This window comes from Actinoallomurus sp. CA-150999 (assembly GCF_050942425.1).
In the GTDB taxonomy this organism is placed as follows: Bacteria; Actinomycetota; Actinomycetes; order Streptosporangiales; family Streptosporangiaceae; genus Actinoallomurus.
Map to the genome: position 1 here is coordinate 8,805,001 of NZ_CP192063.1, position 19,408 is coordinate 8,824,408.

Sequence of the window (19,408 nt, forward strand, 5' to 3'; positions counted from 1 at the left end):
GCAGTGCCCGGACCCACAGCGAGCTGCCGTCTCCGCCCGCCTGAGGCCGCATGGAGTGCCATCGGCCGCTGTAAGTCCGTGATCAACATGCGCCCGTGGAGGGATTCCGACGGCCGCGAGCGCTGAGGCCGCGTCCTGCTACATCCTGGAACGGCAGTTTTCGACCCAGCTGAGCTGGACGACCTTCTTCGTCTACAGCCGGCGTGATCACATCCGCCTCCTGCTCAACGAGTTCTTCTTCGACGCCGCCGTTCCCGCGACCTTGCGGGGGCCGCGGCTGCGCAGGGGCGAGGAACTACAGCTGCCGGACGTTCGACGGGACTTCGCTTCCACCGAGAGCGACCTGCCGGTGCTCTACCCCGACCACCCGCTCGGCTATGGCATGAGTCTGTGGATGCAAGGTCAACGACGAGCCCGCCGCATACTCCACCGACCCGGACCCCGGCTGAGGCGCTCGTATGGAGGCCGAGCCTGCCAGGGCGCTGAAGGACCACCACTCCACGACTCGCGTGGAGGCCGGGCCACCCAGAGCGCTGGAGCGCCACCCTCCACGAGACGCCACTCCACGGCCGCCTGAGCCGCCATGCGCACGAGGCCGGCTCATCCCGACCTTGCGGTCAGGGTGAGCCGGCCTCGTGGCTGCGGGAACGGGCCGCGAAGGGCCCGCAGGGCGTTCAGGCGGTCGGGAGGGCCGCCAGTTGGGCCTCGAGCCGGGTCACGTCGGTGCGGGCCTGCTCGAGGCGGCTGCGGGTCTTGGCGACGACCTTCTCCGGCGCCTTCGCCATGAACTGCTCGTTGCCGAGCTTCCCCTCGGCCTGAGCGATCTCCTTGCCGGCCGCCGCGAGGTCCTTCTCCAGGCGCGCGCGCTCCGCCGCGACGTCGATCGCGCCGGCGGTGTCCAGGCGGACGGTGACGCCGTCGACGGGCAGAGACGCCGTGGGGCTGAAACCGTCTTCCGGGGGCGTGAGGCGCAGGAGGGTCCGGGCCGCCTCCTCGTACGCGGGGTCGATGCCCTCCAGCGCGGCCGCGACCCGCTGGCCCGGCTTGAGGCCCTGGTCGGCGCGGAAGCGGCGGACCTCGGTGACGAGCCGCTGGAACCCGGCGATCTCCGCCTCGGCACCGGGGTCGGAGAACGTGCCGGGCCGCGGCCAGGACGCCGCGACGAGGGTCTCGCCGCCCGTCAGGGCCGTCCACAGCTCCTCGGTGACGAAAGGCGTCAGCGGGTGCAGCAGGCGCAGCAGGACGTCGAGCACGTGCCCGAGGACGGCGGAGGCATCGGTGCTCATCCCCGGCACCTTGGACAGTTCGACGTACCAGTCGCAGAACTCGTCCCAGGCGAAGTGGTACAGCGTCTCGCACGCCTTGGCGAACTCGAACCGCTCGAAGTGCCCCTCCACATCGGAGACCACCGACGAGAGGCGGGAGACGATCCAGCGGTCGGCGACGGTCAGGTCCGCGGGCAGTCCCTCGCCGACCACGCCGACGCCGCCGGCCGGGCTGGTCGCGCCGTTGATGAGGGCGAACCGGGTGGCGTTCCAGAGCTTGTTGCAGAAGTTACGGGAGCCCTGCGCCCACTCCTCGCTGACGGCGACGTCGCTGCCGGGGTTGGCGCCGCGCAGGAGCGTGAAGCGGGTCGCGTCCGCGCCGTACCGGTCGATCCAGTCGAGCGGGTCGACGACGTTGCCGAACGACTTGGACATCTTCTTGCCGTACTGGTCGCGCACCATGCCGTGCAGCGCGATGACCTTGAACGGCTCGACGCCGTCCATGGCGTACAGGCCGAACATCATCATCCGGGCGACCCAGAAGAACAGGATGTCGTACCCGGTGACCAGCACGGACGTCGGGTAGAACGCCCGCAGTTCGGGGGTGTCGTCGGGCCAGCCCAGCGTGGAGAACGGCCACAGCCCCGACGAGAACCACGTGTCGAGCACGTCGGTGTCCTGCGTCCAGCCCTCCGGCGCCTCCTCGCCGGGGCCGACGCAGGTCGTCTCGCCGTCGGGGCCGTACCAGACCGGGATGCGGTGGCCCCACCACAGCTGACGGCTGATGCACCAGTCGTGCATGTTGTCGACCCACTCGAAGTAACGCGGGGCCATCTCCTCCGGCACGATCCGGACCCGGCCGTCGCGGACGGCGTCGCCGGCGGCCTTGGCCAGCGGGGCGACCTTGACGAACCACTGCAGCGACACCCGTGGCTCGACCACCGTCTTGCAGCGTGAGCAGTGGCCGACCGCGTGGACGTACGGGCGCTTCTCGGCGACGATCCGGCCCTGCTCGCGGAGTGCGGCGACGACCGCCGGGCGCGCCTCGAGCCGGTCCAGTCCCTGGAACGGGCCGTGCGCGGTGATCACGCCACGCTCGTCCATCATCGTGATGGAGGGCAGGTCGTGGCGGCGGCCGATCTCGAAGTCGTTCGGGTCGTGGGCGGGCGTCACCTTGACGGCGCCGGTGCCGAACGCCGGGTCGACGTGCGCGTCGGCGACGATCGGGATGCGGCGGCCGGTCAGCGGCAGCTCGATCTCCGTGCCGATCAGGTGGGAGTACCGCTCGTCGTCGGGGTGCACGGCCACGGCCGTGTCGCCGAGCATGGTCTCGGCGCGCGTGGTCGCGACGACGATCGACGCGTCGCCCTCGCCGTAGCGGATGGAGACGAGCTCGCCCTCGTCGTCGGAGTGCTCGACCTCGATGTCGGAGAGCGCCGTGAGGCAGCGCGGGCACCAGTTGATGATGCGCTCGGCGCGGTAGATGAGGCCGTCGTCGTACAGGCGCTTGAAGATGGTGAGGACCGCTCGGGAGAGGCCCTCGTCCATCGTGAACCGCTCGCGGCTCCAGTCGACGCTGTCGCCGAGGCGGCGCATCTGGCCGAGGATCTTGCCGCCGGACTCGGCCTTCCACTCCCAGACCTTCTTGACGAAGGCCTCGCGGCCGAGGTCGTGCCGGGACAGGCCCTCCGCCGCGAGCTGCCGCTCCACGACGTTCTGGGTGGCGATGCCGGCGTGGTCCATGCCGGGCAGCCACAGCGTCGCGACGCCCCGCATCCGCTGCCAGCGGATCAGCGCGTCCTGGATCGAGTGGTCCAGCGCGTGGCCGACGTGCAGGGAGCCCGTGACGTTCGGCGGCGGGATGACGATCGAGAAGTGCGGCTTGCCGGGTACGGCGTCCGGGGTGAAGTGGCCGCCGTCGATCCAGCGTTCGTAGAGTCGCCCCTCGACATCGGCCGGGGTGTATTGAGTCGGCAGGTCAGCACGCGAAGTCACGAGGAAAAAGTCTAGAGACGTTCGGGCGGTCCCGTGGCCGCACCCCGCAGATCCGGATCTTTCAGCGATGCGCTCGGCCCGCCGCCGTCTTTAGGGGTCTGGCGTTTCGTGGGCCAGGACAGGCGCCACTGGGTACGGTTCGAGGCCGCCTCTCCGCGAGGCGGAGAGGCGGTCGGGCCTGCCGCAGCCGCTGTGGCGTGGCCGCGTGCAGGCAACCTGCGGCGCGGACGCTCCGTCGGCGGCACGTGTCCGGTCGGCCGCCGACGGGTCCGATCAGGCCGACTTCTCGCGCGGCTCGCGCTTGTTGCGCTCGCGCGGGACCAGCGTCGGGTTGACGTGCTCGAGGACCGCCTCGCGAGTGATCACGACGCGGGCGACGTCGGCGCGGCTCGGCACCTCGTACATCACGGAGAGGAGAACCTCCTCCATGATGGCGCGCAGGCCGCGAGCGCCGGTGCCGCGCAGGATCGCCTGGTCGGCGATGGCCTCGAGGGCGTCGTCGGTGAACTCCAGGTCGACCCCGTCGAGCTCGAACAGCCGGTGGTACTGCTTGACCAGGGCGTTGCGCGGCTCGGTGAGGATGCTGATCAGCGCCTCACGGTCGAGATTGTGCACGCTCGTGATCACCGGCAGCCGGCCGACGAACTCGGGGATCATGCCGAACTTGAGGAGGTCCTCGGGCATGACGTCGGCGAACAGGTCGGCGGTGTCGTCACCGTCGTCCTTGGTGCGCAGGACGGCGTTGAATCCGATGCCCTGCTTGCCGACGCGCTGCTCGACGATCTTCTCCAGGCCGGCGAACGCGCCGCCGCAGATGAACAGCACGTTCGTCGTGTCGATCTGGATGAACTCCTGGTGGGGATGCTTGCGGCCGCCCTGCGGCGGAACGCTCGCGGTCGTGCCCTCCAGGATCTTCAGCAACGCCTGCTGGACGCCCTCCCCCGAGACGTCCCGCGTGATCGAGGGGTTCTCGCTCTTGCGAGCGACCTTGTCCACCTCGTCGATGTAGATGATGCCGGTCTCGGCCTTCTTGACGTCGTAGTCGGCGGCCTGGATCAGCTTCAGCAGGATGTTCTCGACGTCTTCGCCGACATAGCCCGCCTCGGTGAGGGCGGTCGCGTCGGCGATGGCGAACGGAACATTGAGCAGTTTGGCGAGCGTCTGCGCGAGGAGCGTCTTTCCGGAACCGGTCGGGCCCAGCAGCAGGATGTTCGACTTGGAGAGCTCGATGTTCTCATCCCGGCCGCCGCTGCCCGACTGGATCCGCTTGTAGTGGTTGTACACCGCCACGGACAGGGCCTTCTTCGCCTTGTCCTGCCCGATCACGTACGAGTCCAGAAACTCGAAGATCTCCCGTGGCTTCGGCAGGTTGTCCCACTTGAGATCGGAGGACTCGGAGAGCTCCTCCTCGATGATCTCGTTACAAAGATCGATGCACTCGTCGCAGATGTACACGCCCGGACCCGCGATGAGCTTCTTGACCTGCTTCTGGCTCTTGCCGCAGAACGAGCACTTGAGCAGGTCACCACCGTCGCCGATGCGTGCCACCCTGTCTCCTTTTCGTGGGGCCGCTCACCCGCTGAGAGCGGGGCGAGGGAGCGTGCTGAGGCTCTCGACGTTGTGTCTCGACGTTACCGTCTCCTGGACCGTGAGTGAGCCCTCTGGCGTGGTCTATCTGGCGGACACCGTCGGATCACCCACAGGTCCGCTTATGACGACACTACCTCGGAAGCGCGCTTCTTGCGGCTGGCGATGATGTCATCGACCAGACCGTACTCCTTGGCCTCCGCGGCGGTCAGGAAGCGGTCGCGCTCGATGTCACGGCGAACCTTCTCCACGTCCTGGCCACTGTGCTTGGACAGGATGGTCTCCATCTCCTCACGGATCCGGAGGATCTCGTTCGCCTGGATCTCGATGTCGCTCGCCTGGCCGTAGCCGCCCTCGGTGGCCGGCTGGTGGATCAGGATCCGCGAGTGCGGCAGCGCCGCCCGCTTGCCCGGCGTCCCGGCCGCCAGCAGCACCGCGGCCGCCGACGCGGCCTGGCCGATGCACACCGTCTGGATGTCGCACCGGACGAACTGCATCGTGTCGTAGATCGCCGTCATGGCGGTGTACGAGCCGCCCGGCGAGTTGATGTAGATGCTGATGTCACGCTCGGGGTCGATCGACTCGAGCGTGAACAGCTGGGCCATGACGTCGTTGGCCGAGGCGTCGTCGATCTGCACGCCCAGGAAGATGATCCGCTCCTCGAAGAGCTTGTTGTACGGATTCATCTCCTTGACGCCGTACGTGGTGCGCTCGACGAAGGACGGGATGATGTAGCGGCTCTCCGCGGGCTGCAGGCCCGCCCGGATCTCCTGGCTCACGGTGTTCAGTCCCCTCGGGTCGAAAGTCATGACACCGCGCCTTCCGAGGCGACCTGGTTGGCGTTGTGCACGACGTGGTCGATGAAGCCGTAGTCCTTCGCCTCTTCCGCGGTGAACCAGCGGTCACGGTCGGAGTCGGTCTGGATCTGCTCGATCGGCTGACCGGTGTGGAAGGCGATGCGCTCGGCGAGCGTCGTCTTCACGTACAGCATCTGCTCGGCCTGGATCCTGATGTCGGCGGCCGTACCGCCGATGCCGCCGGACGGCTGGTGCATCATGATGCGCGCGTGCGGCAGGGCGTAGCGCTTGCCCGCGGTGCCGGCGCAGAGCAGGAACTGCCCCATCGAGGCGGCCAGGCCCATGCCGACCGTCGCGACGTCGTTCGGGACGTACTGCATCATGTCGTAGATCGCCATGCCGGCGGTCACCGAGCCGCCCGGCGAGTTGACGTACAGGTAGATGTCGCGCCGGGAGTCCTCGGCCGCCAGCAGCAGCAGCTCCGAGCAGATGCGGTTCGAAATGTCGTCATCGACCTGCTGACCGAGGAAGACGATGCGCTCGCGCAGCAGCCGCTGATAAAGCTGGTCTCCCAACGGCAGAAGGGGCGCCTCGGCCGTACGCGCGTCAACGCGCGCCGGACGGTCGAAGGTCGGAGGCGTGGTCACTGCGTCACCTGCTCCGGTTCGTTGTTCGTGGTCGGTTGATTGCGACATTAACGCGCTGGAGCGGGGGCTTAAGCCGCGAGGGTGGCTTGTTCGCTGTCGGCGTGGAGGCCGGTTACGGGAATACGGACGGGCCGGTGCCCATGGCACCGGCCCGTCCGGGGATTCGGACCGATCAGGCGTCCGTCTTCTCGGTTTCCGTCTCGGCCTTCTCGCCGGCCTCGTCGGCGGCGGCCTCGGTGGCCTCCGCGTCCTCGGCCTCGTCCTCGGTCTCGCCGGAGAGCTGCCGCTGCAGCGCCGCCAGGTCGACCTCGTTGCCGTTCTCGTCGGCGGCCTTGACGTGCTCGACGACGAGGTTGAGGGCCTTGCTGCGCAGGACCTCGGACACGACGGCCGGGATCTGGTTGTTCTCGGTCAGGTGCCGCGCCAGGACGTCGGGCTGCACGCCCATCTGCATGGCGTTGGAGACGACGTACTCGGTGAGCTCCTCGTTCTCGACGGTCAGCTCCTCCTGGAGGGCGAGCTGGTCGAGGATGAAGCCGCCCTTGACCGCGTCACGGGCGTCCTTCGCGAGCTCCTCGTCGTACTCCTCGGCGCTCTGCTCCTGCTGCTCGAGGTACTTCTCCCGGTCCAGGCCGTACATCTGCAGCTGCTGGTCGAGCTGCTCGTTGCGGCGCTCGACCTCGGCCTCGATCACGCTGTCCGGGAGCGGGATGTCGATCTTGTCCATGAGCGCCTCGAGCGCCTTGTCGCGCGCCTGGCCGAGCTGCTGGGCGCGCTTCTGGTTCTCCAGGCGCTTGCGGACGTCCTCACGGAGCTCGTCGATCGTGTCGAACTCGCTGGCGAGCTGGGCGAACTCGTCGTCGAGCTCGGGCAGCTCCTTGATCTTCACGCTCTGCACGGTGACCGTGACCTCGGCCTCCTCGCCGGCGCGCTCGCCGCCGACCAGGGCGGAGGTGAAGGTCTTCGACTCCTCGGCGTTCATGCCGGTCAGCTGCTCGTCCAACCCGTCGATGGAGGAGTTGCTGCCGACCTCGTACGAGTAGCCGCTGGTGCGGGCGTCCTCGACGTCCTCGCCATCGATCTTCGCGGCGAGGTCGATGGAGGCGAAGTCACCCTCCTGGGCGGGACGGTCGGCGTTCGTCAGCGTCGCGAACCGCTCGCGGAGGTTGGAGATCGTCTCGTCGATCTCCTCGTCGGTCACCTCGACCGAGTCGACGGTGATCTCCAGGCCATCGTAGTCCGGCACCTCGAACTTCGGCCGGATGTCCACCTCGGCGGTGAACGCGAACTGCGCGTTGTCCTCGAGCTCGGTGATCTCCACGTCGGGCTGGCCGAGGGCGAAGACCTCGCTCTCCTGGACCGCGCGGCCGTACAGGTCCGGCAGCGCGTCGTTAACCGCCTCCTGCAGGACCGCGCCCCGCCCGACGTACTGGTCGATCAGGCGAGCCGGCACCTTGCCGGGGCGGAACCCCTTCAGGCGAACCTGCTGCGAGAGCTCCTTGTACGCCTTGTCGAGGTTGGGCTTCAGCTCGTCGAAGGGCACCTCGACGGTGAGCTTGACCCGGGTCGGGCTCAGCTCCTCAACATCGGTCTTCACTGGGGCGGTCTCCTTGATCCGGCCGCGGCACGGATTTCACGTTGGATGTCGTGGGCGGCTGCGTTCTCCAGCCGGGACGCGGGCACGCCGAATGCGGGCACCGCGCGCCTTCGCGCGCCAAGTCTATGGCGTTCGAGCACGTCTGCGGACAGTCGGGGCGGCAATGCGGGCCCAAGTATTGCGAAAGGGCGCTTCTACCTGAGGCGCGACCGGCCGTCATCGAGGCGTTCAGCGCGGGGATCTCCACGGTGGAGCCCAAGGATCAGCCACGAATTCGTAAATGTCATGCCATGATGCTCCGATGCTCGAGACGCGGGTCATCGGCGCATGCCTGATCGCAGCGCTGGCCCTGACCACCGCCGGCTGCGGCGGCGTGGACAAGAAGGCGTGCGGCCGGCTGGAGAGGACGCTCGCCGACATCAGGCAGCAGGCGATGAGCCAGGTCGACGATCCGGCCCACGTCGCGCAGGCGTACACCTCGGGCGCCGCGACCCTCCGCCACCAGGCCGAAAGCACCGACGGCAAGCTGAAGAAGTCCGCGAACAAAGCGGCCGGCGCCCTCGACCGGCTCGGCGGACAGGTACGTGCGGCGGCCGACGGCACCGGCTCCGGCGTCGACTCCTCCGAGTTGATCAGCGCCACCACCGAGCTCAAGCGGACCTGCGACGGGTCTTAGGGCCTGTCTCGGAGTCGGCGCCGCGCAGCCTGACAGCGGGACTCCGAGACAGGCCCTAAAGGCCGTTTCAGCGGCCCGCTGTCAGGCTGCGCGCCTCCTCTGCCCTTCCCAGCGCTCACGGGCCTCCGACACCCGCTCCAGGTAGGCCGCGTAGCCCTCGGCGTAGAACGCGGAGCGGCCGGAGTCGGGTTCGCGGACGCCCGCGGGCCGGGTCCAGGCGGCGACGTCCAGCCCGACGCCGAAGCGGTCGGCGGCGGCCAGCACGGCGCCGCGCGCCCCCACCTCGCCTCCGGCGATGCGCAGCGGGCGGCCGAGGACGTCGGCGAACAGCCGCAGCCACGCGTCGCTCTTCGTGCCGCCGCCGCACACCGCGAGCTCGCCGGTCAGCCCGGCGGCTTCCAGACAGTGCCGCGCGGCGTACGCGATGCCCTCACAGGTGGCCCGGACGAGGTCCGCGCGGGTGGTCTCCAGGCTGATTCCGGACAGTTCGGCCCGCGCCCGCGGTTCGACGAACGGCGCGCGCTCCCCCGACGGCGCGAAGTACGGCAGCACGCCGACGCCGTGGGCGCCGGGCGGGGACTGCCCGAGCAGGTCGGACACCTCGTCGTGGCGGACCCCGGTCATCGTCAGCACCCAGTCCAGGGCGGCGGTGCCCACCATCGCGGGCATGGCGCGCAGCCACCGGCCTGGCGAAGGCATCGCGAGGTGGAACCCGGTCGGCTCCCCCGACAGGTCCAGTGAGTCGATCACGACCTGGCAGGCGAGCGTCGTCCCGATGATGAGCAGGCCGTCGCCGCGTTCGGTGACGCCCGCGCCGATCGCGCAGGCCGGCAGGTCGAACGGGCCGCCGGCGACCGGGGTGCCCGGGCGCAGGCCGAAGGCGGCGCTCTCCCCCACGGGCAGCGGATCGCCGATCGGCGCGAGCAGGTCTCGCCGGTGGCCGAGCCCGCACGCGGCGACCGCGCCCTCGTCGTACGTCCGGGTCCGCGGGTCGAGGAACGGCACGGAGGCGTCGGAGACGTCCGTCGCCCGTACGCCCGTGAAGCGCTGGAAGACGACGTCCTTGCAGTAGCCGGCGGTGGCGGCGGCGTCCAGCGCCTCCGGCTCGTGGCGGTCGAGCCAGGCCAGGGCCGGCGCGGGGCAGCCGGGGAACATCGTGTTCCCGGTGCGCCGGAAGACCTTCTGCGCGATCCCGTCGGCCGTCCACTCCGCGACGACGTCGACGGCCCGGCCGTCCATCCAGGACAGGGCCCGGCGTACGGGGCGGGCGTGTTCGTCGACGAGCCAGACCCCGTCCCCCTGGCCGGTGAGGCCGACGAACGCGGGTGCGGCGTCGGCGGTCAGCGCGCCGAGGACGGTGCCGACCGCGTCGTACACCTCCTCGACGTCCTGTTCGACACGCCCGTCGCGGACGTCCAGGCGCGTCGGTTCGGACACCACCGCGGTGACGGCGCCGTCCTCGTCGAACGCGGACGCTTTGACGACGGACGTGCCCACATCGATCCCGACGAACACAGGGGCCTCCTCAGGAGCTTCGGGCGGTGCACGAGCGGTTCGCCCCCGGGACCGCCGCCCCTCCCGCGTGACATCCGAATCGGAACGGTTCGCAGAGCTTGTAACACGAAGATCCCCGTCGTCAACGCCGGGTGACGCGCCGTACCGGGCCGGTGGTCCGTGGTCGCAGGGACCTTCGTCCCATGATCCGAGGATCTTCGCCCCGCCGCGCCCGCTTCCGTTGTCGTTAGCGTCGTAGGCGAAGGCACCCAGCACTCGTGGACCCTGTTAGGACGGCGGCCGTGTACGACTCCGGAGGCCTGGAGATCCTGTCAGAAGAGGAGTGTCGTCGATTGATCACGGCGGCGCCTCTGGGGCGGATCGTGTTCACGGACCGTGCGCTGCCGGCGATCCAGCCGGTCAACTTCGTCGTCTCCCGCGGCGAGGTGATCATCCGGACGTCGTCCGGGTCCAAGCTGGCCGCGGCGGCCCGCAACGCCGTGGTGGCGTTCGAGGTCGACGAGTTCGACCCGTCCATCCACACCGGGTGGTCGGTGGTGATCGTGGGGCACGCGCGCGTCGTGTCGGAGAACGGCGAACTCTCCAAGCTGCGCAGCCTTCCACTCCGCACCTGGACGCCGAACGAGCACGACTACTTCATCGCCATCAGGCCGGAACTCATCTCCGGGCGCCGCCTGCCCGAGGCGGCCTGACGGGCCGGCGGCGGGCATGTTCAGACCGTCAAGCGGGCGGCGCCCGTCAGGCACTCCGGTCTTCGGATGATCGGATGATCGGATGAGAGGCACTCGGCACTTCAGGCCCGGGCGTGGCTCCAGGCCTGGGGGGCTCCAGGCTCGGGCGTGGCTTCAGGCCCGGGCGTGCTCGACGCCGACCGCACGGGCACACGACGCGCCGCAGAAGATCCTCTCGTCCGCCTCGGCGCCGTGCCCGAGAACCCGGCATCCGCAGTGGGCGCAGACCGGAGCGATCGCGTGGGCGGCGCACTCGATGCTGTCGAACACCCGTGAGACCCCGTCCGCCGTGATGACGGTGAACGCCTTGTCGTACTCATTGCCGCAGACATCACAGTGAGCCATGAGAAATCCCCCGATTCTCGTCATGACGTCGCATCTTCCGCGATTCCGTCTGTAGCGATTCCCCGTCGCCCGATCCTCAAAGCGGCCACAACGGGAGTTCTCGGCCGGAGAGCCTGGAGCCCTGCCGGAGCCGCCGGGGTATCCCAGGCCGGGGCCGCCAGGGGGATTCCTGGGCGGAGAATCGGCTGCCCGTGCGCGGTGCGTCACGGCGTGAAGCGGGCAGGACGCCCCCATGGATGAGATCACGCTACGAAGCCCCGCGTTCGACGACCACGCGGAGGTCCCGAAGGATCATTCTCACGAGGCTGGGGACGTGTCACCGCCGCTCCGTTGGTCGGAGGTGCCCGAGGAAGCCGTCGAGCTCGTCCTCACCTGCGAGGATCCCGACGCCCCGGTCGGCACGTTCGTCCACTGGCTGCTCGCGGGCGTCCCTCCGGAGACCGGGGGCCTGGAGGCGGGCGACGTGCCGCCCGAGGCGGTCCCGGGACGCAACGACTACGGACGTCTCGGGTACGGCGGCCCGCATCCGCCGCCCGGAGACCGGCCGCACCGATACTTCTTCCGGTTGCGAGCCCTGGCCGAGCCGTCCGGCCTGTCGGAGGGGTTCTCGGCCGGTGATCTGGACGAGGCGCTCGAGGACAAGGTGATCGCGGCCGGCGCCCTCGTCGGCGTCTACGGCAGGTGAGCCGCAGGTGGACCTGCCGGACCCGCGCGGAAGCGAAGACCTTCCATGACCGCGGGCCGAGGTGTGCTCCCCCTGAGGAACGGCGGAACCCCCGGGGCTCGACCCCGGGGGTTCCGTCTACCGCGAACGGAATGTCGGGCTGGGGAGATTCGAACTCCCGACCCCTGCGACCCAAACGCAGTGCGCTACCAAGCTGCGCTACAGCCCGTGAGTCATCGAGTGTACCGAAAAGCCGTCGTTCCCGGCTGCCGGACTCTTCTCACGTACGGTGACGGCGGCACGGCCATGCCGGGCTCGATCCGGAGCACGCGGGGAGCGTCGCGCACCACGACGCGCCGAGCGACCCGGAAAATATCTCCTCAATTCGGATATAACGCCAATTCAGGAATGAGCTCCGGCGTCATTCCGTGATGCCTCCACCTCCCCGCCGAGGCGTTTCGCCCGGATTGTAACCAGCCGATATTCACGGTCAGTAATCGCCTCGGCGCGAAAAGTGATCTTATTAATAGTGCGATCAATTAATGCGTCATGCATGGCCGCAATGCAGCTCTGATCAGCTACTCTATTGCACATGTCACACGTCCGGGAGGCCCGGAGGCCCGTCACTGACGGGGGTTCAGAGCCTCTTGGACGTCACCGGGAGTAATGAAGAACGGCGTCCCAGGGACGCTCTAGATCATTTTTTCGCCGGCGGCCACGGCGGGTTTCCGCCCGTCGCGCCGACGGCGAGCGAAGAACGTCATCGGCGTCCGCAGGCGCCGTACAACAGAAAAAGGCATCAGGGCCGCCCCCATCTCCCGACCGGGGACTGTTGGCGCAGCCGGCGGTAGACGCGGGCGGCCCCCTCCTCCATCGAACCTGCCGGTTTGGGGAAACAGACAAGGCTCGCGGGAGTCTCTGAAATGGCTATTTCGCGTGTTCTGCCGCCATTGAGCAGGCCTCACGGCGGTCACAGCTTGCCATCGCGTCCTACCGTACGCCACCGGCGGCCGGCCGGTCGGCGGTTTGATGCTTCCGGCCCAGGCGGGCCGCGCACGGTCATCGGCGGCCACCATGGATGAGAGAAGCTCGCCGGCGCCGCGCGGAGACGGCGCACCCTCGTCCATGCGTCACCGTCACGCCCGACGGAGCCCCCGGCGGCCCCGCAATGTGCTGTACGTCGCAGGCGCGCTCTTCGGAGCGAGCGGGACGGGATGGTGGCTGTCCGAGACCCGACACGAGGGCCTCGGCCTCGCCGGCGTCCGCGTGCCGGCGTCCGTGGCGATCTGGGGCCTGATCGGGCTGGCCGGCTGGGGAGCGCTCCTCCTTCTCGGGGAGCTGGCCCTGTTCGTCCTGGCGATCGTCAACGTCGGCGACGCCGAGGTGCACGACCGGTGCCGCAACCTGATGATCCTCTGGGGGTACGTCCTGACGCTCGGCACGTCCCGGCTGTTCCGGAGACTGCCCGCGCAGTTCGCCCAGTTGTTCGCCGACGAGGGCACCACCCTGCCACCCGCCCGCGACCGGCGACGGCGCCGCAAACCCGCGCAACGGCGCTGACGCCCGCCACCGGGCCGTGGGCGCGGTCACCAGGTATATGTGCACAAGGGGGGCTCGGGAACCGGTACGCTACGCGAGGGACGTTGTGAGATGGGCGCTCGTCCGCCTCTCTCCGGCACACGCGGGCGTAGCTCAATGGTAGAGCCCCAGTCTTCCAAACTGGCTACGCGGGTTCGATTCCCGTCGCCCGCTCCAAACGAAAAGGCCCAGGTCAACCGGCAATCCGGGACCTGGGCCTTTGATCTTCAACTGGCCTTCTTACGCTTCCGTGCCCGTTGCGTGCCCGATCGGCTCCGCGTGCCCCTTCCGAGCGGCTCCAGCGTCACCAGCTCCGAACCGTTCGCACGGGACGGGCGCCGGGTTGTCCGTTCATCGGGTGTGCTCCAGTGCCGTCGCGTCGGTGATCGACCGGTAGTAGCACGTAGGCCGTGGTGAACCCGAGGGCAACCGCGTGTGACAGGCCCCGCCTGTAGTCCGACGTACCACGTAGAGCAGCGAGTTCTGTTCGCAGTTGACACGGACCTCGACGAGCGACAGCGTGTCCCCGGAGGTTGCGCCCTTGCGCCACAGCTCATTACGCGAGGTTGACCACAGGACCGCGATCCGCTCTTGCAGCGATACCTTCACGGCTTCCTCGTTGGCGTATCCCACGAAGAGGACGTCACCACTGTCGTGGTCTTGCAGGACGACGGGAAGCACGGCGACACCTCGTGCCGCAACCTCAGTGATCTTGCCGAAATCCAGGTCGAGCGTGGTGCCTTCTTCGAGTTCGGTCACCGGCTCATCTTGCCCGGTGACCTAACTGACAGCACGTGATTAAGCGCGACGGCATGACAGCAGCAGGGGCAGACTCCGGCGGATGATCACGGCACCACGCAGACGGGCCGACGACGGCCGCCGCCGAGGACTACGCGGCCTCCATCGGCCGCATCGGCTAGCGTTTACTCAGACACGAATGTCTACATATCTAGCCAGCGGGTATCGCCTGGCAGGGCGAGGTGGCGCCATGCAGGTCGGGTTCGACTGCGAGGAGGCCGTGTGGTTGAGGAGCGCTCTGCTGGAGATCGCTGCCACGCTCTACTCGGATCGCCGCCCGGTCATGGTCCGCCAGTGGATCGACCCGGTACGCCTCCATGATCCCGAACCGGTCGGTCATCGTTTTCTCTTCCTGGTCGCTGTCGGCGGGGACGACCGCCCGGCTTCTCCCGACATCGACGATGTCGTGGACGCCTTCAGAGCAGCGGGGTGGGAGGCTCACGAGCCCCGATACGGGCGCGAGCCGGGCACGGGCTGGGCTGAGGCCAGACGAGAGGACTTCAAGACCAGCATCGATGCGGGCGCCGGACCTGGAGTCCTGACGTTCACCGGCTGGACGCCAGTGGTGTTCACCACTGGGCGGCAGTTGCGGCAGCCCCAACACACCCTCAGCACGGTCTACGGGGTGCTGTGCCGCGAGTGCCACGGTTGGGGAGCCTGCCTCGACTGTGACGGCACCGGCCGCGGCACGGAACCCGGCAGCTACGGGCGCTGCTGGTGCCACGGCGGCCAGGGCGGACCGGGCGCCTGCATCGAATGCGGTCTGTCGGGGCAGATCACCGAGTCGTCGCCGTGGCATCTTCTGAAGAGTTACGGCTTCGCTGATGCCGACGCCCCGGACGCTGATGCCGACGGCCCCGACGCCTTCCGGATGCCGCCGATCGAGAAAGCTCACGGCTCCAACATCGACGCCCTCACCGACGTCGCCCACAGGACCTGCGCGTGCGGAGAGTTCCGCAGCCGGTGGAGCAATCAGCTCCGCGAAGCGGACGACCACCTGGTCTCCCTGTTCACCGGCAGGTGTCGGGGCTGCGCCAAGCAGCGCGCGTACGCCTTCATGCTCCCCCACCGCAAGCTACCGCCGCCTCCGCCGCCCCCGTCACCGCCGCCGTGCCCGCGCTGCGCCCAAGTGCCGGTGCCCCTGGTCCGCGGGCTCCATTTCCCCGGATCTGCCACGATGCGCGCGCTGGAGCTGGGGTTGGTGGAGGCCTCCGATCGAGGCTGCGAGGTCCGTCCCGATGACCCGAACTGGCGCTGCCCGGCATGTGGGCACGCCTGGCAGGACGCCGACGAGCGGCGGCGCGCCAGGATCCTGCGCTCGATCCTCGCCGATCTGCCCGCCTCCTAGCGCTGCCTCCCCGCACGGACCACGAGGTGTCCCCCCGTGTCCCCAAACCGCCTCTGACCAGGGCAGATTTGGGAGCCCGGCGGGGACGTCAGTGTTCGGCGCGGGGGCCGGCGTGGCGGCGGCCGATCCGGATTCCGCCGAACACCAAGTCGACCAGGAAGACCAAGATTCCGATGATCAGCAGGAAGAAGAGGCCTTTCACCACCCACCCGGTGATACCGAGTGCGACCGCGATAAGGATGAGGGCCACGAACAGCGCCATGTCACGCCTCCTTACGGAGTCCCTGTTCAGGGGCATACCCGCCGGATGACGTCCGTACGACCCGGCCCGTGCTCTTCGGCCAGGCCGCATCGATGGAGCCGGGTACAGGCCCGACCTGGCGCGATTCAGTGCTGATCTGATCAGCGCCGGATCTGTTCGAGCGCCCCTTGTACGATCAGCCCGTGCCGAGCGAAGTGATCCCTGATAAGGCCACCGCCTACGGCGAACGCGTCCGCCGGCGGCTCACCGACGAGATGACGATCTGGCTGACGACCGTCGGACCTGACGGCACCCCGCAGCCGAACCCGGTCGGGTTCCTCTGGGACGGCGGCGACAGCCTGCTGACCTACAGTCAGACGGACGCCAGGCGGCTCACGAACATCCGGCGGCAACCGCTGGTCTCGCTCAACCTCGACAGCAACGGCGGCGACGACATCGTCGTCCTCATCGGCACCGCCGAGATCCTGGACGACCACCCGGCGGTGTCCGACAACCCCGCGTGGCTGGAGAAGTACGGCGAGGCCATCGACGCGCGGTTCGGTGACGCCGTGAAGTTCGCGGAGAGGTTCTCGGTGCCGGTCCGCATCCACCTCACCCGCGTCCGCGGCTTCTGACGCACCGGGCACGTGCCCCGCTCGTACGTCGTCACCGGCGGTGCTTGAGCCGTCTACGAGGTCTGCTCACCGAACTCGCTACACCGTGAAGGCCATGGCCGGCTTTTCATCGTGGCTCGGCTCGGAACGCACGGCGGTAAGCGCCCGGCGTTGTGCCCAGGGCGTTGATGAAGCGCCTGCGGAGATTGGCGGCCGAGGAGAGCCCGACGCGGCGGGCGACGGCGTCCAATGGGAGGTCGGAGGACTCCAGGAGGTCCCGGGCCGTGGCGATCCGCTGGGCGAGCAGCCACTGCCCCGGGCTGGTGCCGAGCTGATCGGCGAACCGTCGGGCGAGGGTACGCGTTGAGACGCCCGCGTACGCGGCCAGGCTCTCGATGGTCACCGGTTCGCCGAGTCTCCTGGTGGCCCACTCCAGCAACGGCGCGAGCGTGCCGTCGATCTGCGCGGGGTGTGGCGGCGCCGAGTACTGCAGCTGCCCGCCCTCGCGGTGGGGCGGCATGACCATGGTCCGTGCGATATGTGCGGCGTACCGGGCGCCCTGGTCGCTGCGGACCAGGTGCATGCACAGGTCGATGCCGGCCCCTGCGCCGGCGCTGGTGGCGACGTCACCGTGGTCCACGTACAGCACATTCGAGTCGACCCGAATGTGCGGGAAGCACGCGGCGAGCTCCTCCGCCAGCGCCCAGTGGGTGGTCGCCTGTCGTCCGTCCAGCAGGCCGGCGTACGCCAGCGCGAAGGCGCCGGAGCAGATGCTGACCACCCGCGCGCCGCGGGAGTGCGCGCGGCGCAGTGCCCGTACGACCGCAGGTGAGGGTGGCTCCTTGGTGGGCAGCCAACCCGGGACGATCACGGTGTCCGCCCGGTCGAGTGCGTCCAGCCCGTCGGTCACGAGCATGTCGTACGCGGCGCGCGTCGCCACCGGTCCGGGGTGCTCCGCGCACACGCTGAAGGCGTACCGCGTGGGCAGTTCTGGCCGCTCGATCCCGAACACCTGGGCCGCGCAGGCGAGTTCGAAGGTCGATTGCGGTGGGCGGACGAGCGCCACTACGCGATGCATGGCAGGAAAGTAACGCATGATGTCTTTCCTGACACTCGGCAGGGCAACGGCCGGCCGCCAGGCTGACCCCATGACGACAGAACAGAACACGCCTGCCTATGTGTGGTCCGCCGTCCAGGACGCCCCGGTCCGCGAGCTCTTCCCGGGCATCCGGCTGCGCCCGCTGTGGAGCGGCGACAACGGCGCGAAGGCCTATGTTCTGGAGATGGACGCGGACACGTGCTGGCAGGGCGTCGACGTCCACGAACCCGGCCCCGAGGAGGTCTTCGTAGTCTCCGGCGTCTTCAACGACGGCGACCGGGACTACCCGGCCGGCTCCTTCATCCACGCTCCCGCAGGCTCGTCGCACGTCCCGCAGACGACGGTCGGCTGCACGCTGTTCCTCTTCTACCCGGAGGGGTAGCTCGTCGAGCTCCGAGATCGGATGTATGTCCCCTATGGCGCTTTGAGGTGGGCCGATTCTAGGGTTGTGCCCGATAAGTAGTCCGATGTCTCATTGAGGTGCGCCATGGCCGACGACCCGTACGCCCTGACCGGCCGGCCGGTCCCGGCGTGGTTCACCGACGCCAAGTTCGGCGTCTTCATCCACTGGGGCGCGTACTCGGTGCCCGCCTGGGCGGAGCCGACCGGCGAGCTGGGCGCCACCGATCCCGAGGTGTGGTTCGCGCACAACCCGTACGCCGAGTGGTACTGGAACACCAGCCAGATCGAGGGCAGCCCCGCCTGGGCGCACCATCGCGCGGTGCACGGGGGCCGCCCGTACGACGAATTCCTGGATCTGTGGCGCCCCGAGTCGTTCGACCCGGGTGAGTGGGCGGACCTGTTCGCCCGTGCCGGTGCCCGCTACGTCGTGCCGACCACCAAGCACCACGACGGCATCGCACTGTGGGACGCGCCGGGCACCGGCACGCGCAACACCGTGCATCGCGGCCCGCACCGCGACCTGGTCGCCGACCTGGCGGACGCCGTACGCGCCCGAGGACTGCGCTTCGGCGTGTACTACTCCGGCGGTCTCGACTGGTACGCCGGGCGCCGCGCCGTGATCCGCCACGAGGACCGGATCGACGACTACGGCCGTCCCCACGAGGCCGCCTACGCCGCCTACGCGCTGCGCCAGGTACGCGACCTGATCGACCGCTACCGGCCGGACGTGTTGTGGAACGACATCGGCTGGCCCGACCTCGGCATGGCCGACCTGCCGGGCCTGTTCACCGACTACTACGCCGCCGTCCCGGAAGGCGTGGTCAACGACCGCTGGGACGGCGCCCACGCCGACTACCTGACCAGCGAGTACCAGGCGGGCCGCGAGAATGAAACGGCTGCCGCCTGGGAGAACTGCCGAGGCGTCGGCCTGTCCTTCGGCTACAACCGCAACGAGGGTCCCGAGCACCTGCTCGACACGGCGGGCGCGGTACGGCTGCTCGTGGACGTGGTCTCGCGCGGCGGCAACCTGCTGCTCAACGTCGGCCCGAAGGCCGACGGCACCCTGCCGGACGAGCAACGTGCCGTCCTGGAGGGCATCGCGTCCTGGATGACGCACCACGCCGCCGCCGTCCACGCGACCAGGCCCCTCGAACCCGGCGACGCCGTCCCCAGCGGCGAGACCGCCGATGGAGAGGGCCCGCCCTGGGTCCGCTGGACCCGCGACGACCAGCACGCCTACGCGTTCGTCGCCGGCGCACCGGGCGGCGAGGCCGTGCTCAAGACCCGGCCGGGCCTACTCGACCCGGCCACCGCGACCCGACTGGACGGCGGCCCGGTCAGCGCCACGACCGTCTCGGACGGCGTACGGATCGCCTCCCCCGGGCTCGGCGCACCACTCCCCGCCGCGATCCGCTTCACGCCGGCATCACCGCGATGAGCCTCACACCGACGTCACCGTTGCCCGCTCCGACCACGGATACCCAGGTCATCCGGTATTCCGGAAGCCGG

The 19,408-nt window shown here is 69.2% G+C and carries 18 protein-coding genes and 2 tRNA genes; 9 read left to right on the top strand and 11 right to left on the bottom strand.

The window, feature by feature from the left end; genetic code table 11:
* Nucleotides 1-674: 674 nt before the first annotated feature.
* The 5 genes from ACQP2O_RS40710 to tig all read right to left on the bottom strand — a co-directional run bounded on the left by ACQP2O_RS40710 (nt 675) and on the right by tig (nt 7,888).
* Nucleotides 675-3,260, bottom strand: coding sequence for a valine--tRNA ligase (locus ACQP2O_RS40710; RefSeq protein ID WP_433174529.1), 2,586 nt, complete (start codon nt 3,258-3,260; stop codon nt 675-677).
* 273 nt (nt 3,261-3,533) lie between these two features.
* Nucleotides 3,534-4,808, bottom strand: a complete 1,275-nt coding sequence (clpX, locus tag ACQP2O_RS40715) for an ATP-dependent Clp protease ATP-binding subunit ClpX (protein ID WP_433174530.1) — start codon at nt 4,806-4,808, stop codon at nt 3,534-3,536.
* 161 nt (nt 4,809-4,969) lie between these two features.
* On the bottom strand, nt 4,970-5,656 hold the full coding sequence (locus tag ACQP2O_RS40720; RefSeq protein WP_433174531.1) for an ATP-dependent Clp protease proteolytic subunit: 687 nt from the start codon (nt 5,654-5,656) through the stop codon (nt 4,970-4,972).
* A complete protein-coding gene (locus ACQP2O_RS40725; protein ID WP_433174532.1) occupies nt 5,653-6,291 on the bottom strand; it encodes an ATP-dependent Clp protease proteolytic subunit in 639 nt (212 codons plus the stop codon). The genes ACQP2O_RS40720 and ACQP2O_RS40725 overlap by 4 nt, the downstream gene beginning before the upstream one ends.
* Nucleotides 6,292-6,463: 172 nt before the next feature.
* Complete coding sequence (tig, locus tag ACQP2O_RS40730) at nt 6,464-7,888, bottom strand: trigger factor (RefSeq protein WP_433174533.1); 1,425 nt, start codon at nt 7,886-7,888, stop codon at nt 6,464-6,466.
* Between the two features lie 301 nt (nt 7,889-8,189).
* On the opposite strand from tig, the gene ACQP2O_RS40735 reads away from it, so the two are divergent.
* Nucleotides 8,190-8,564: a hypothetical protein gene (locus tag ACQP2O_RS40735; protein ID WP_433174534.1), complete on the top strand. Its 375-nt coding sequence runs from the start codon at nt 8,190-8,192 to the stop codon at nt 8,562-8,564.
* Nucleotides 8,565-8,645: 81 nt separating this feature from the next.
* On the opposite strand, the gene ACQP2O_RS40740 is transcribed toward ACQP2O_RS40735, so the two are convergent.
* Nucleotides 8,646-10,079, bottom strand: a complete 1,434-nt coding sequence (locus ACQP2O_RS40740) for an FGGY family carbohydrate kinase (RefSeq protein ID WP_433174535.1) — start codon at nt 10,077-10,079, stop codon at nt 8,646-8,648.
* Nucleotides 10,080-10,360: 281 nt separating this feature from the next.
* Between ACQP2O_RS40740 and ACQP2O_RS40745 the strand changes: the two genes are divergently transcribed.
* On the top strand, nt 10,361-10,771 hold the full coding sequence (locus ACQP2O_RS40745) for a pyridoxamine 5'-phosphate oxidase family protein (RefSeq protein WP_433174536.1): 411 nt from the start codon (nt 10,361-10,363) through the stop codon (nt 10,769-10,771).
* A gap of 153 nt (nt 10,772-10,924) precedes the next feature.
* Here the strand turns inward: ACQP2O_RS40745 and ACQP2O_RS40750 are convergent, their stop codons facing one another.
* On the bottom strand, nt 10,925-11,155 hold the full coding sequence (locus tag ACQP2O_RS40750) for a hypothetical protein (protein WP_433174537.1): 231 nt from the start codon (nt 11,153-11,155) through the stop codon (nt 10,925-10,927).
* Between the two features lie 232 nt (nt 11,156-11,387).
* On the opposite strand from ACQP2O_RS40750, the gene ACQP2O_RS40755 reads away from it, so the two are divergent.
* Nucleotides 11,388-11,840, top strand: a complete 453-nt coding sequence (locus ACQP2O_RS40755; protein ID WP_433174538.1) for a YbhB/YbcL family Raf kinase inhibitor-like protein — start codon at nt 11,388-11,390, stop codon at nt 11,838-11,840.
* A gap of 134 nt (nt 11,841-11,974) precedes the next feature.
* On the opposite strand, the gene ACQP2O_RS40760 is transcribed toward ACQP2O_RS40755, so the two are convergent.
* Nucleotides 11,975-12,048, bottom strand: a tRNA-Pro gene (locus ACQP2O_RS40760).
* Nucleotides 12,049-12,989: 941 nt separating this feature from the next.
* Between ACQP2O_RS40760 and ACQP2O_RS40765 the strand changes: the two genes are divergently transcribed.
* Together ACQP2O_RS40765 and ACQP2O_RS40770 are read left to right on the top strand one after the other, a co-directional pair.
* Nucleotides 12,990-13,379 carry a hypothetical protein gene (locus ACQP2O_RS40765; protein WP_433174539.1) on the top strand — a complete coding sequence of 130 codons (390 nt, stop codon included), beginning with the start codon at nt 12,990-12,992 and terminating at the stop codon, nt 13,377-13,379.
* A 121-nt stretch (nt 13,380-13,500) separates the two neighbouring features.
* Nucleotides 13,501-13,574, top strand: a tRNA-Gly gene (locus ACQP2O_RS40770).
* A gap of 174 nt (nt 13,575-13,748) precedes the next feature.
* Here ACQP2O_RS40770 and ACQP2O_RS40775 read toward each other — a convergent pair.
* A complete protein-coding gene (locus ACQP2O_RS40775) occupies nt 13,749-14,156 on the bottom strand; it encodes a phosphoribosyl-AMP cyclohydrolase (protein ID WP_433174541.1) in 408 nt (135 codons plus the stop codon).
* A gap of 229 nt (nt 14,157-14,385) precedes the next feature.
* Between ACQP2O_RS40775 and ACQP2O_RS40780 the strand changes: the two genes are divergently transcribed.
* On the top strand, nt 14,386-15,543 hold the full coding sequence (locus ACQP2O_RS40780; protein ID WP_433174542.1) for a hypothetical protein: 1,158 nt from the start codon (nt 14,386-14,388) through the stop codon (nt 15,541-15,543).
* A gap of 88 nt (nt 15,544-15,631) precedes the next feature.
* On the opposite strand, the gene ACQP2O_RS40785 is transcribed toward ACQP2O_RS40780, so the two are convergent.
* Complete coding sequence (locus tag ACQP2O_RS40785) at nt 15,632-15,805, bottom strand: hypothetical protein (protein WP_433174543.1); 174 nt, start codon at nt 15,803-15,805, stop codon at nt 15,632-15,634.
* Nucleotides 15,806-15,987: 182 nt separating this feature from the next.
* Here ACQP2O_RS40785 and ACQP2O_RS40790 point away from each other — a divergent pair, with 182 nt between their 5' ends.
* A complete protein-coding gene (locus ACQP2O_RS40790; protein ID WP_433174544.1) occupies nt 15,988-16,419 on the top strand; it encodes a TIGR03667 family PPOX class F420-dependent oxidoreductase in 432 nt (143 codons plus the stop codon).
* 106 nt (nt 16,420-16,525) lie between these two features.
* Here the strand turns inward: ACQP2O_RS40790 and ACQP2O_RS40795 are convergent, their stop codons facing one another.
* Entirely contained in the window at nt 16,526-17,476 is a 951-nt protein-coding gene (locus ACQP2O_RS40795; RefSeq protein ID WP_433174545.1) for a helix-turn-helix domain-containing protein, read from the bottom strand.
* Nucleotides 17,477-17,546: 70 nt separating this feature from the next.
* Between ACQP2O_RS40795 and ACQP2O_RS40800 the strand changes: the two genes are divergently transcribed.
* Nucleotides 17,547-17,879, top strand: coding sequence for a cupin domain-containing protein (locus ACQP2O_RS40800; protein WP_433174546.1), 333 nt, complete (start codon nt 17,547-17,549; stop codon nt 17,877-17,879).
* Nucleotides 17,880-17,984: 105 nt separating this feature from the next.
* A complete protein-coding gene (locus ACQP2O_RS40805) occupies nt 17,985-19,337 on the top strand; it encodes an alpha-L-fucosidase (protein ID WP_433174547.1) in 1,353 nt (450 codons plus the stop codon).
* Nucleotides 19,338-19,408 lie beyond the last annotated feature (71 nt).

Bases quoted from the DNA above. Each gene is read 5' to 3' on its own strand.
- ACQP2O_RS40720 (WP_433174531.1), bottom strand. From the start codon at position 5,656: ATGACTTTCGACCCGAGGGGACTGAACACCGTGAGCCAGGAGATCCGG.
- ACQP2O_RS40735 (WP_433174534.1), top strand. From the start codon at position 8,190: ATGCTCGAGACGCGGGTCATCGGCGCATGCCTGATCGCAGCGCTGGCC.
- ACQP2O_RS40750 (WP_433174537.1), bottom strand. From the start codon at position 11,155: ATGGCTCACTGTGATGTCTGCGGCAATGAGTACGACAAGGCGTTCACC.
- ACQP2O_RS40755 (WP_433174538.1), top strand. From the start codon at position 11,388: ATGGATGAGATCACGCTACGAAGCCCCGCGTTCGACGACCACGCGGAG.
- ACQP2O_RS40780 (WP_433174542.1), top strand. From the start codon at position 14,386: ATGCAGGTCGGGTTCGACTGCGAGGAGGCCGTGTGGTTGAGGAGCGCT.
- ACQP2O_RS40785 (WP_433174543.1), bottom strand. From the start codon at position 15,805: ATGGCGCTGTTCGTGGCCCTCATCCTTATCGCGGTCGCACTCGGTATC.
- ACQP2O_RS40795 (WP_433174545.1), bottom strand. From the start codon at position 17,476: ATGCATCGCGTAGTGGCGCTCGTCCGCCCACCGCAATCGACCTTCGAA.
- ACQP2O_RS40800 (WP_433174546.1), top strand. From the start codon at position 17,547: ATGACGACAGAACAGAACACGCCTGCCTATGTGTGGTCCGCCGTCCAG.
- ACQP2O_RS40805 (WP_433174547.1), top strand. From the start codon at position 17,985: ATGGCCGACGACCCGTACGCCCTGACCGGCCGGCCGGTCCCGGCGTGG.